The organism is Pseudomonas sp. TH04 (genome assembly GCF_016651355.1).
GTDB lineage: Bacteria > Pseudomonadota > Gammaproteobacteria > Pseudomonadales > Pseudomonadaceae > Aquipseudomonas > Aquipseudomonas fluorescens.
On sequence record NZ_JAEKEA010000001.1, the window covers coordinates 1,443,827 to 1,455,876 of the forward strand.

Consider the following 12,050-nt stretch of genomic DNA (forward strand, 5'->3'; position numbering starts at 1 on the left):
GCTCCTTAGTCATTACACGTTGGATAGACATCACATGTGCGCCCATCCGGCATTTGTATGGGTTTAAAGTCTGTAGTAAAGCCGCCACAAGCCCCCGTCAGGTCTTCGAAACTCGTGCCTCTGCAACGCTTCCACCCTCTCGGAACCGCTATCCATCTGTCTTTAAAGGCAGGTAACTCTTGCTTGGTAACAGTCAGCACCAATCGGAGATTTTTACCCTTGATGTGATCACGTTGAGCGCCACCGCCCGGCTTTGTTTTTTGTGGCAGCCCCATTGCATCCAACGAATGGCATTGCAAAATTTTCCTGATCGCATGCAAAGGGCCCACTGTTCGAAAATGCCATCGACATTGCCCTTGCAACACCTGAATTCCAGACTCGGGCATGGTCGGGAAATCATCTGGTAAGCGATCTCGAATAGCGATACTTCCAAAATCCCTGCCGACGTCCGTGTCCCGCTTCCCCCACTTCCCATAAAACTCGAACTGAACGCTGTGCAGCACCGAAGGGCATCCTTCAATGGTTTCGCTTAACGGCAGCTCATAACTCACCCGATTGGCCACCGGGCTGAATTCTGTAAAAAAGACTTTCCGCTCTGGTCGCTTGCCTCTACGTGCTGGCAACGTGCACGTCTCACCTGTAGCTGGACGGTAATTAGCAGCAGTTTTAAGTTCGAAATCCGCCGGTAAATCCACCTCCAGCGTAAAGCGATCAACCGGCCCCACCGCACACCCCGATAGCCACCCGATTCCAAGTGCAAGCCAAACGCTGCGTACCCACCTACTCATGTTTATCTCCCAACCTTTGCCACTGCTCCACCACCCGTTCAAAATGATCAGCTGGCGCCTCGCCCTCCATCGGCGGCCAGCGAATCACGCTGCCTTGCGTCGCCTCTTCCAACCTGTGCACGACCAAAAATTCAAGCTGGTGTGGCTCCCGCCATTGCCAGGCACGGGCATGTTGCAGCACTTGGTTTAGCCAGACCCTGGGGTCCTGGAACTCAACCAGCGTCGCGAGGCTTTCGCTGTGCTCGGTCAGCAGGTAGCGCAGGATATTCGCGTGCAGGATGACTTCGGCCTGAGGATTGGGCGTGTTCAGCCAAGGTACAGGGACAGGGACCGGATACTCGCCGGGCATCGGGTTTTCGCTCTGACACCAATGGCCGGCGTGCCAATAACACACACTGACCAGCGGGCCGAGGAACGCCGGCCACTGCGCGTTCGGCAAATGGGCCAGGGCACGGGCCAAGGTACGGTTATCATCAAAGCGATACAGGGCCTGGCTTCCCGTCGCGCCTACCACCAGGCGATCGCGCCAGTGTCGGACCACCTCGGACAGGTCGCCGCCGGGCAGGCTGCCCAGCCAGCCCCAGTTCGCCTCTGGATGCTGCAACAGATCGACCAGCGCGGGCTCATTCACCTGTTCCAGCAGCAAAATAACCGGGCCTGCCGCTGCCAGCTCGGCCACGGCTGTTTCACCGTACAGGCTGCAATACTGCGCCAGGTTGCGGCCCGCCAACAGCGACTGGCGTGCGTCGTGATTACCGTCAAGGATCAAGCACAGTCGGCGCCCCGCCTGGTGCTGTTGGGCCATCCACTGGCCTGGCTCACTCGGCATCAAGCGGCCCTCTGCGTGACGGTGCAACGTCCTTCGCGGCATTGCTCGCACACAGGGCAGAAGTCCGCGCCCAACTGTCGGGCCATGTCCAGAATGGCACCCTGCGCCGCCGAGAGGTTCGGTACACCCGCTGCCCACAAAGGGTTAGCTGGCCGCACAGCAGGTAAGCCACCGACGGTGATTGGCCTGCTGCTGAAAATGCCACCCGCCTGGATCAGCAGGTGCTCGCCCCCGGCCTTGAAACTCAGCTGTGCACCGGCATCGATGACAAGGCTGGCGCCAGCCTTGAGGTAGATCTGCTGCCCAGCCTCGATGACCATGGACTGACCAATATGTGTCTGGCTGTGATCTTGAACGTGCAAATGATCGCTCGCTTTGAGCTCGACCTTGCGATCACCCGTGATGGATCGATACTCGCCGTTTTCCAGCTGAACCGTGCTTAATCCGCGAATGATTTCACGGCGCTCTCCGGCCACCTCCAGGCGGCTGTCATGGCCCACTCGCTGCTCCAGATCACGTTGGGCGCGCAGGTAGATGAGTTCCTCGCCGTGGCGGTCTTCAAGGTGCAACTCATTGGCACCCGCGCCACCCAGGGAACTGCGGCTGCGCAATACACTGCGCGTCTTGTGTTGCGGCAACGGATAAGCAGGCCGGTGCGACGCGTTGGGTAAGCAACCGTTGATCAACGGCTGGTCAGGGTCGCCCTCCAGGAAGGTCACCAGAACCTCCATGCCCACGCGCGGAATCAGCATTGCGCCAAAGCCATCGCCTGCCCAACCGGATGCCACCCGCACCCAGCCACTGCTTTTGTCGTCGCTGTTATCCAGACGGTCCCAATGAAAGCGCACCTTCACCCGGCCATAGGCGTCGCAATGCACCTCCTCGCCTGCCGGACCCGTCACAGTGGCAGTCTGGCTGCCTTGAATGGTCGGCTTCGCGTGTTTGAGGGCCGGCCTGTGCACTGCGCCCCAGGGTGTTGCGGTGAATCGGTTGCGATACCCCTGGACGGTGTCCGCGGCAAACACCGCTTCCTCCAGCACCTGCGGCTGATAGCCTTCATGACGCACCGAGGTGAGCAACCACAAGTCATTGCAGGCAGGATCGGGGTGTTCGCACAGCTCAAGAAAATGGCCGCTGCATAACGCCGGTTGGTCGCTCGTGCCCAGTGCGCGATGACGGTCGCTCTGATGGCGCTCCACGCCACGACGCGCCAATTGCCGGCCCCGTGCATGAGCGGTGAAACCGGCGGGATAACGATAGTCTTCAAGGGGGTGCGCCGATGCAGGACCCGCCGTGTCTTGCAGGCGCAACGACGGATGCTGGAAATCATGATCGCGCAGCACCACTTGCCGAGTGCGGGTTTCCAGGCACAGGTCGAAGCGCCGGATCGCTCTCGCTTGCGCCGCCAGCTCGCCCGTCGAGCAAAAGCGCTGCGCGGCCAAGCGACGAAACACCGTCTGGTCATCGCCGAACACCAGCAGATGATTGTTCGGGCTGTGGCGAAAGTGGTAATGAATGCCCTCCTCCTCACACAACCGCTGGATAAAGTGCAGATCGGTTTCCGCGTACTGCACGCAGAACGTGCGTGGCGGGTAGACCACCGGGCCGAGTTCGAAGGCATAGGCGTCGGCTAGTATGCCGTGGTGCTCAAGGACCGCCGCAATGATCTGCGGCACGCTGCGTTGTTGGAAAATTCGCTGGTCGCGCCGATGGGCAAGACACGCCAGGCGCGGGGCCAAAGTGAGATGGTAGCGGGTGAGTCGAACACCTGGGTCACACCGGCCGACTGCGTAGACCTGCCCGTGCAGCCCGGCGCCGGCTTCGCCGAAATCCAGGTAAGCGGGCTGGTGGAGCAGCGCCTCCAGATCCAGGGAGGGATGCTCACTGACTAACTGCAGTTTAATAAAATACGGCTGATCAACGACTTCGCGGCCTTTGAACGCGAGCACCTGAAAGTCGTTGTTTAATTCTGGAAGTATCAATTTGAAACGTGAAAGAGCAAACGCATCAACCATCCGCAAGTTACCCATCATCAAGAATTTGATTGAAAGGCTTTCTCCCTCGGAGGCTGTTTTAACGGCCGGGAAAAAGCGCCTGAACGCTCTGAAGCTTAGCGATTCCAGGCGAAAAACGACCCTTATAAAATAATAAAGAAGTTTCGTACGATGCAGACGGAAGTGTCTTTTACAGAATAAGACAAATAGTTAACCGCCCGCCTCCAACAACGAGAATACTCCCACATCAACTTTACAAAATTAACTAACAGACGAGGAAACAGCTGACACTTGTTAAAGATATCAGCTGCACTTCCAACTTCAGGTTTGCGGGCGTGCAGCCCCGAACAAACTGACGCTCAGCAGCGTTTCACCTTCACTCTGCAAGCGTACCGGCGCCGTGCCACCCGGCATGACCACCGCCACGTCCCCCGCCTCGACCCAACCTGCTCGCCACGCGGCGCATGCCACTGCACTGGCGCTGGTCCCGGAGGACGCGGTGGGCCCCTCACCTCGCTCAAACACGCGCGCGATAACCTGATTGCGTGTAGACCGGGCGGCCCATTGCAGATTAACCCCGGCCAAACACGGTTGGCCGCGCCCGACAGGTGGCGCAAAAGCAATTGCCTGCAACGGCTCAAACAGCGAGGGGTGGTGCATCGACTGATTGTCAGGTAACGCGCTGGCGTGCTCGACAAGCGTCACACAGTGGGGATTTCCGACACGGACAAACTGGCTTCGCGCCCATTGCCGGTTGATCACCGCCAACGCGGCGACGTGGCTGAATTCACGCGCCCCCATGGCAACCGGATCGACATCGCAAGCACCCACTGCTGATGGCCCAAACATCGGCTGCCCCAGGGCCAGCCAGAATCCCGCACGCTGTTCGTAAACCGCAGGTTCCACAGAGGTCGCCAGGGGTGACGCAGTACCCGCGTTGTCGTGATGCACCCGCAACTCACAGCCGTGAGTTATCAAGCCCTGATCCGTCAGCGCCTGAGAAAAAATCGTCAGCCCATTACCACTGCGCTCGGCGAGTGTGCCGTCCGTATTGACGATCAACACGTCAAACGGCGGCGCCGCCTGGAACGGCCCGACCAACAAACCATCGCAGCGGTGTGCCTTGGCATCCGCTGCACGCGGCAACGCGCCCCATCCACATTCGGACGCAATGGCCGCCGATGCCCAGTCCTTGCGCGTACGCGCGGCAAGGTCGGCACGCTCGGGCACATCGACGCCCCGGTTGCGCAAATAACCCGGGCTGACCACCCCATAGATATTACCCCGCGCGTCGTAGAACAGGGTCATATCGCTACCTGACTGAAAATCTTCATCGGCCCATCCGTCCAATTGCATACACACTTGGCGGCAGCGTATTACAGAACGCTCGTCCCGTGGGAGGTGAGCTGGAAGGTGGTAATCCAACGCAAGATAGCTGGGGTTCATCCATTCTCGCGCAGATTACGCACCTTCCAGAGCACCGCCTGAACACTCGATAGCCTGTGTGTGGTCGCGACCCTCGAATGCGTTCCGAGGGTCTAAACATAAATTCCCCACCTGAGCGCCAATCCCGATCGCCTAGGGAACCCGGCTCGCTCGACAGGGCCTGATGTGCAAGGATGTCGCGCCGGACATCGTTCGCTGAACGCAAAACCAAGGATTTTTCATGACTGCCATCCCCACTCCAGCGCCCGTGGTTCCCGGGCGGCTGGAGCAAATGTCGACCCGTATCGCGTTTTTCATCGCCGGCTTCGGCATCGCGGCCTGGGCGCCGCTGGTGCCGTATGCCAAAGCGCGCGCAAATCTGAATGAAGGCACGCTGGGCCTGTTGCTGTTGTGCCTGGGCGTCGGGTCAATCATCGCCATGCCGGTCGCGGGCGCCCTGGCCTCCCGCTATGGCTGCCGACGCGTACTGACAGCCGGCACGATCCTGATCTGCCTTGCGCTGCCAATGCTCGCCACGGTCAGTTCGATTCCATTGCTGATGGCCGGGCTGTTCCTGTTCGGGGCAGGCCTGGGCACCGTGGATTCGACGGTCAACCTGCAAGCGGTGATCGTTGAGCGCGCCAGCGGCAAAACCATGATGTCGGGCTTTCACGGTTTGTTCAGCCTCGGCGGCATTGTCGGCGCGGCGGGAGTGGCCGGGTTGCTGGGGCTGGGCCTGTCGCCGCTGCAGGCGACTCTGGTAGTGATCGTCATCATGGCGGCGGCACTGCTCAAAGCCGGACCGCACCTGTTGCCCTATGGCAGTGAAAGCTCAGGCCCGGCGTTTGCCGTACCGCACGGTGTGGTGCTGTTTATCGGCTGCCTGTGTTTCATCGTGTTTCTGGCCGAAGGTGCGGTGCTGGATTGGAGCGCCGTGTTCCTCAGTGCCGAGCGTGGCCTCGATGAGGCGTATGCCGGGCTGGGTTATGCGGCGTTCGCCTTGACCATGACTGCGGGGCGCCTGACCGGCGATGCTATTGTCCGACGCCTCGGCGCCACCCGAGTGATTGTGATTGGCGGCGCGCTGGCCACCGCCGGCATGTTGCTCGCGACATTAATCCCGTCCTGGGAAACAGCACTGCTGGGGTATGCGTTGGTAGGTGCCGGTTGTTCGAATATCGTACCGGTGCTGTACACCGCCGTTGGCAAGCAGACGGTCATGCCGGAACACATCGCAGTGCCGGCCATTACCACCCTGGGGTATGCCGGCATTCTCGCCGGCCCTGCAGTCATCGGTTTTATTGCTCACGGCAGCAGTTTGAGCACCGCCTTTGTGCTGATTGCAGTGCTGTTGGCCGGTGTGGCTATCAGCGGCAAAATTCTCAAGGTGTAAACCCGCTCAGCGCGCAACGCCAGGGCGTTACCTGGCTTTGCGTGCGGCGTACTGTTGCAGCCAGCGCTCGAGGCCTCTGTTGCAAAGCCATCCCTCGTGCCTGGGGCGCCCGAACATACGCATGTGAGTGGCGCGCTCCAATGACCGTAGTAAACCCGGGCGCTCAATGATGTTTTTTGCCGTGTACACGCAGTGTTCGCTGTACTTCTTTTTGGGCAACCCGGTGGCGGGCTCCAGAATGGGCAAGCCCCGTGAATCGGTATCGTCGGGGTCACTCATCACCCATTCAAGCAGTGCAATGTCCAAGTATTCAACGCTTTCAAAAAAAACCGTGCGGTCTTTGGACGTGTCCCTCAGTGGCTTGAAATAGCCTTGTAAAGCCTGCACGACCTCGGCGTTGCCCTGGCCATGAAAAGGGTCCTGGCTAAAGGCGCTGGAGGAACTGTTACCCCTTAAGGCGGCAGCGGCCGCGTTCAAGCTGTCGCGGGTGATATACCCCGCGCAATCGATGATCGCGTCGTTCAGCGACGGGCGATTGAGAATTTCCCGGATCACCAGGATTATGCGGTCCCGCACCTTACTCTCCCGTCAACGCTTGGGCTGCGATCTGGCGCAGCGACGCCTGCGTCAAGCGACCTGCTTTCAAGAACGCATGCAGGTCGCCAAAGTGTCTCTCCAACTCGCCCGCCAATTGGCTGTCCGTCGAGTTCGGACCGGGCGGTGTGGTGTTCGCGCGAGCAGCGGGTACATTCTGCAGCGCCTGATGGCGCAGCGAAGTCAAGCCCGCACGCCACAAGGCCGGCCGCCGTACTCGCCCTCCCTTCGTTGCGTATTGCGCGTCGCAAGGCGGATGAAAAACGGGTGGCGGCGAACCCCAACGTGCCTCTGGCCCGCCCATCGTCATTGACTGCCCGCACGGTATTGCACCCTCAATCTTCATACGTCATCTCCCACCTGTTGCAGATCTGTGCTTGCCTGAAAGTCACCCTCAAGGAGCCCCCAATCATCGAATTGACGCCTGGGCAGCAAGCAGCGGATGTGTGGTGAGTGGCGCGCAATAGTTCCGGTCAACAGCCGAATACCAATAACAGCATGTAAAAAGCCCTGAGCCGCCGCATCAAGCGGGCCTTTACCCACGCCACCAGGCGGCGAGGCCATTGGTCAGCGCCCCCCACACCCAATGGGCTTGCCTCGCCACTTGGGCATCCGGGTGGCTTGCCTGCCCCGGCGCACGCAAGCCACGGATAAAATCGTCCGCGACAGGCGCCTGGAATTTGCGCTGGCCCACAAAGGCTTTCACGCGCAGCGCTTCGCTGGCGTACACCTTGCGCAGCGCTGCTGAGGCCCCTTGCGCGTTTACCGAGGTTGAGCAAGCCAGGATATGTTGACTGTGAAATGCACCACAGCCACCGGATTGGCCGGATTGAAACGAAGTTGAAGTCATGTCTGGACCTTGGCTCAGCGTCTGAAAAGCGACCAGTACGATCAAATCCGCTGGTTACAGGCTGTGTGGCAAAACCCACAAAAACAGTTCCTGCACAGCCCATAGGCAGGTGACTGGCCGCAGGGTCAACAGGCAAAAAAAATCGCAGCCATGGGCTGCGATTTTTCATTTCCGCGGCCGGTCAGAACCCGACGCTTGCCTGCACGAAGAACGTACGCGGCTCGCCAAGGTACAAACCGGAATTGTTGTCACTGGAACGTGTGTAGTGCTGCTGGTCGAAAACGTTTTTCACGCCCACCCCCAGTTTAAGGTTCGACAGTTGCTCACCGAAGTCATACCCGCTACGCACGTTCACTGACACATAACCTGCGATATCACCGTATTGGCCATCGGCGGTGCCCTGGGTAAGGTAAGTGCTGCCGGTGCCTGGCGCGCGTTGACCGGACTGGGCGTAGACGTCCAGGTTATGGGTCCAGTGGTTGATGTCGTAACGCAGGCCCAGCGTAGCCACTTTACGAGAGTACAGCGGCAGGTCGCGGCCCTTGAACGGTACATCGCCCTCGGAGGTGGCCTTGGTGTAGGTGAGGCCGGCGCTGGCGGTCAGGCCGTCCAGGCGCGGGTCCAGGCTGGACAGGTCGTAGTGGGCCGAGGTTTCGATACCCTGGTGTTTGGTGGCGCCGAGGTTGGTCCAGCCCACGTCGTTGCTGACGTATTGCAGCTCATCCGAGAAGTCGATGTAGAACAGCGTCACTTCGCCCCCCCAGACGCTGTCGTTGTAGCGCGTGCCGATTTCGTAGGTCTTGGCTTTCTCCGGGTTCAGACCGTTGGCGGTCTGGTCGCCGTTACCGCCCTGCCCGAGTTGGAAGTACTGCAGGCTGCCGAAGGACGTTTCGTAGTTGGCGAACAGTTTCCAGGCATCGGAGACGTGGTACATCACGCTCAGGGCCGGCAGTGGTTCGTTGTTGCTGACCTCGCGATTTTTTTCCTGGGTGCGCACCCCGTTCAAGGCGACTACCGGGCGGTCGTGCCAAGTGGTCTTGATGTCTTCGAAGCGAATGCCCGGGGTAATGGTCCACTTACCGATATCGATCTTGTTATCGATGTAGAAGGCGTTGGCCTCGGTGCCGCCGGTGCGGTCCTGATACACATGACCATCGTTCTGGCCGCCCGGTGTCGGGACGTTATTGACCAGGTTCAGGCTGGTGGCCTGTTCGTGCATGCCTTCCTTGAGGTAGCGATAACCCAGGCTGACTTCCTGGGTGCTCGGCCCCACGTCGAACACATGGGATACCCGTGGCTCGATGCCGAAGGTGTAGTAAGTGCGCGGGTAGGAGCTGATGGTCTTCAGGTCGCGGTTGGCGATGTTGCTGCCGCGGAAGCTGTCGGCGTAGTAAGTCAGCACTTCGGCCTGGGTACGGTCGTCGATCTGACGGATGTACTTGAAGGACACGTCCTTGCGCCGGCCGCTGAAGCTGTCCCAGTCACGCACCGACTGGTACGGGTTGGCGCGGAACTGCTGCTGGGTCAGGCCACCGGGCATGTCGGCGCTGGCATCGTAGTAGTGGAAGTTCAGCGAAAAATCGTCTTGATCGGTCGGTGCCCAGTGGGTCTTGAAGATCACATCCTCAATGTCGTTGCCGTTGTTACTGCTGCGATAGCCATCGCCCTTGACCCCGGAATACAGCAGCGCTGCGCCGATACCGTTGTCGGCCGTGCCACCGACAAAGGCGTTTTCAATGTGTTTCCAACCGCCGTGGGCCGAAGTTTCCAGGGTGGTACCGACGTCGCCGGAGAACTTCTCCGGGATGGCGCGGGTCACGAAGTTGATCACACCACCGACGTTCTGTGGCCCATAACGCACTGAGCCGGCGCCGCGCACCACGTCGATGCTGTCAAGGTTACCGGCAGAAATCGGTGCCATCGACAGTTGCGGCTGGCCATACGGGGCGAACGCCGCCGGCACGCCGTCGATCAGTACGGTGGAGCGTGGCGACAGACGCGAGGTCAGGCCGCGAACGCCTACGTTCAGGGAAATGTCGCTGCCGCCGGTGCCGTTGGCTTCCTGCACCTGTACGCCAGGCACACGGCGCAATACGTCACCGACGTTCATCGCGCCCTGCTCCACCATGGCTTCGCGGCGGATGACCGTCCGCGCGCCAGGGTGGTTCTGCACCACTTCGGCATTGGCATCGCCCAGCCAGTCGCCGACCACCTTGATGTCGGTGACGCCCAGCTCCAGCGGCGAGCCGGCTTCGCCGGTGCCGTTGCGCAGCGGGCGCAGGGTCACTGAGCCTGCGTCCATCTGATAAGCCAGGCCGCTGCCTTGCAGCAATTGGCCCAGTGCTTGTTCGGGCGAGACATTGCCCTCTACCGCAGGGGCTTGTTTGCCCGCGACCATCTCAGGGCTGAAAAACACCTGCAGGGAGGTTTGCTGGCCCAGCTGGCTCAAGGCTGCGCCCAACGGCTGGGCCCGAATATGGATGCCATCGGCCGCGTAGGCGGCAGGCAACGCAGCACTGACAGCCAACGCCAGGGCCAGTGGAGCCCAGCAGGCGAGTTTAGTCTGGCTCACTTTATTGTTGTACACGGCGAGTTTTTTCACGTCGAACCTAATCCTGTGATCGCAAGGGTGTGCGGCTGTTAATGCAAACCATTTGCAGTTACAGGAGAAGACGAAGAACTCGAAAAAAACCTGAATCTCAGCGCGAAATAATTTCCTGACTGCCGTCCGGCAAGGCACGCACCGCGACCGGCAGGATGTGCGGCAAGGCTTTGAGCAAGGCGTCGGTGTCGCTGGAGTTGAACACGCTGGTCAGGCGCAGGTTGCTGACCGCAGCCGTGTTGACCCGCAACGGTTGCTCGCGGTAGCGCGACACTTCCCGCACCACTTCGCCGAGGGTGGCGTTGTTGAACACCAACTTGCCGCTGCGCCAGGCCGTCAGCTCATCGGCATTCACCGCATACGCCGCTGCGACTTGCCCACGGGGATCGACATGCGTGCCCCGCCCTGCCGTGAGCGTGACGATTTGAGCAGACGCGCGCCCCTGTACCTTGACCGTGCCGGCCTCGACCACCACGCGGGTCTGGTCGTCATCGCGGCGCACATCAAAACGCGTACCGGTAACCGTCACCTGCCCGGCCCCGGCAGCGACGATAAACGGCCGATGGGCGTCATGTTCGACGCTGAACATGGCTTCGCCCTGCTTCAGCTCGACGCTGCGCCGCCCCTTTTCATAGTGCACTGCGACGACGCTGCGGCTGTTGAGGTCCATCGTCGAACCGTCGGGCAAGGCCACCTGGCGATGCTCGCCCAGGCGAGTGCTGAACTGCGCGCTGTAGGGTTTCGGGTGATCAAGCGTGCTGAGTAATCCCAACCCCAAGGCAGCGGCGACCACACTCGCGGCGACGGCATAACGCCAGATTGCCCGGCGCTCAGGGCGCTCCACCGGTACGTCGCACAAGGCCTGCAAACGCGCCTTGGGCAACAGGTCGGTGGCGCTCCACATGCCTTGCAGCAGGTCAAATTCGTATTGGTGCTCCGCACACTCAGTGCGCCAGGCGTCGAAACGTTGGCGCTCTTCGACGCTCAACTCGGCCTCTTGCAGGCGTACAAACCATTGCGCGGCTTCGTCGCGAGAACGGTTATCCATGAGGGAAGATCCTGTTTCAAAGCGGGTCATGGAGCCATCGTATCCAGGCGGTCACGCAGATGCCGCAAGGTGCGGATCATATACTTTTCCACCATGTTTTTTGACAGCCCAAGGCGTACGGCGATTTCCTGCTGGGTAAGGCCCTCGATCTTCTGCCAGATGAAAACCTTGCGGCAGTTGACTGGCAACTCGGCCAAGGCCCGCTCGACAGAGCCCGCCAACTGGATCGCGTGCATGAAATGCTCCGGGTCGCCGCTATGGGGCGAACGCTGATCAAAGGCTTCCAGCGCCAGCGCCTCGCGGCGATCTTCGCGACGGTAAGCGTCAACGGCGATATTACGTGCTGTTTGATGCAGATAAGCGCGCGGTTGCTCAACCTCGGTCGAACGTGACTCGAGCACCCGTACGAAGGTGTCGTGGGCCAGATCTTCGGCCTGATGACGGTTTTTCAGGCGACGTGTCCAGGTGCCGATCAACTCTTCGTAATGCTCGAAAAAGCCTGTTCTGCGGGGCGGCTGAGGAATCAT

General features: G+C 60.4%; 10 protein-coding genes. 1 reads left to right on the top strand and 9 read right to left on the bottom strand.

Annotated features, from left to right (window positions below; translation table 11 throughout):
* Positions 1 to 5: 5 nt before the first annotated feature.
* The 4 genes from JFT85_RS06275 to JFT85_RS06290 form a co-directional block, all read right to left on the bottom strand.
* Positions 6 to 788, bottom strand: coding sequence for a hypothetical protein (locus JFT85_RS06275; RefSeq protein WP_069552529.1), 783 nt, complete (start codon positions 786 to 788; stop codon positions 6 to 8).
* Entirely contained in the window at positions 781 to 1,617 is an 837-nt protein-coding gene (locus JFT85_RS06280) for a DUF4123 domain-containing protein (protein ID WP_201229506.1), read from the bottom strand. Before JFT85_RS06280 ends, JFT85_RS06275 begins: the two co-directional genes overlap by 8 nt.
* Positions 1,617 to 3,632 (bottom strand): type VI secretion system tip protein TssI/VgrG, encoded by a 2,016-nt coding sequence (gene tssI, locus JFT85_RS06285; RefSeq protein WP_201229514.1) that lies wholly within the window; start codon positions 3,630 to 3,632, stop codon positions 1,617 to 1,619. Before tssI ends, JFT85_RS06280 begins: the two co-directional genes overlap by 1 nt.
* 300 nt (positions 3,633 to 3,932) lie before the next feature.
* Positions 3,933 to 4,919 carry a DeoR family transcriptional regulator gene (locus JFT85_RS06290; RefSeq protein ID WP_053255402.1) on the bottom strand — a complete coding sequence of 329 codons (987 nt, stop codon included), beginning with the start codon at positions 4,917 to 4,919 and terminating at the stop codon, positions 3,933 to 3,935.
* A 358-nt stretch (positions 4,920 to 5,277) separates the two neighbouring features.
* On the opposite strand from JFT85_RS06290, the gene JFT85_RS06295 reads away from it, so the two are divergent.
* The gene (locus tag JFT85_RS06295) at positions 5,278 to 6,429 is read left to right on the top strand and encodes an MFS transporter (RefSeq protein ID WP_201229516.1); all 1,152 of its coding nucleotides are present in this window, start codon (positions 5,278 to 5,280) and stop codon (positions 6,427 to 6,429) included.
* Between the two features lie 27 nt (positions 6,430 to 6,456).
* Here the strand turns inward: JFT85_RS06295 and JFT85_RS06300 are convergent, their stop codons facing one another.
* The 5 genes from JFT85_RS06300 to JFT85_RS06320 all read right to left on the bottom strand — a co-directional run bounded on the left by JFT85_RS06300 (position 6,457) and on the right by JFT85_RS06320 (position 12,050).
* Positions 6,457 to 7,005: a type III secretion effector protein gene (locus tag JFT85_RS06300; RefSeq protein ID WP_169876505.1), complete on the bottom strand. Its 549-nt coding sequence runs from the start codon at positions 7,003 to 7,005 to the stop codon at positions 6,457 to 6,459.
* Positions 7,006 to 7,558: 553 nt separating this feature from the next.
* On the bottom strand, positions 7,559 to 7,873 hold the full coding sequence (locus JFT85_RS28350) for a hypothetical protein (RefSeq protein WP_053255398.1): 315 nt from the start codon (positions 7,871 to 7,873) through the stop codon (positions 7,559 to 7,561).
* A gap of 181 nt (positions 7,874 to 8,054) precedes the next feature.
* On the bottom strand, positions 8,055 to 10,475 hold the full coding sequence (locus JFT85_RS06310; protein WP_187602269.1) for a TonB-dependent siderophore receptor: 2,421 nt from the start codon (positions 10,473 to 10,475) through the stop codon (positions 8,055 to 8,057).
* A gap of 97 nt (positions 10,476 to 10,572) precedes the next feature.
* Positions 10,573 to 11,523, bottom strand: coding sequence for a FecR family protein (locus JFT85_RS06315; protein ID WP_053255396.1), 951 nt, complete (start codon positions 11,521 to 11,523; stop codon positions 10,573 to 10,575).
* A 26-nt stretch (positions 11,524 to 11,549) separates the two neighbouring features.
* Positions 11,550 to 12,050, bottom strand: coding sequence for a sigma-70 family RNA polymerase sigma factor (locus JFT85_RS06320; protein WP_069552523.1), 501 nt, complete (start codon positions 12,048 to 12,050; stop codon positions 11,550 to 11,552).

Coding starts and splice junctions, on each gene's coding strand:
- JFT85_RS06275 (WP_069552529.1), bottom strand. CDS start 788: ATGAGTAGGTGGGTACGCAGCGTTTGGCTTGCACTTGGAATCGGGTGG.
- JFT85_RS06280 (WP_201229506.1), bottom strand. CDS start 1,617: ATGCCGAGTGAGCCAGGCCAGTGGATGGCCCAACAGCACCAGGCGGGG.
- tssI (WP_201229514.1), bottom strand. CDS start 3,632: ATGGTTGATGCGTTTGCTCTTTCACGTTTCAAATTGATACTTCCAGAA.
- JFT85_RS06290 (WP_053255402.1), bottom strand. CDS start 4,919: ATGACCCTGTTCTACGACGCGCGGGGTAATATCTATGGGGTGGTCAGC.
- JFT85_RS06295 (WP_201229516.1), top strand. CDS start 5,278: ATGACTGCCATCCCCACTCCAGCGCCCGTGGTTCCCGGGCGGCTGGAG.
- JFT85_RS28350 (WP_053255398.1), bottom strand. CDS start 7,873: ATGACTTCAACTTCGTTTCAATCCGGCCAATCCGGTGGCTGTGGTGCA.
- JFT85_RS06315 (WP_053255396.1), bottom strand. CDS start 11,523: ATGGATAACCGTTCTCGCGACGAAGCCGCGCAATGGTTTGTACGCCTG.
- JFT85_RS06320 (WP_069552523.1), bottom strand. CDS start 12,050: ATGATTCCTCAGCCGCCCCGCAGAACAGGCTTTTTCGAGCATTACGAA.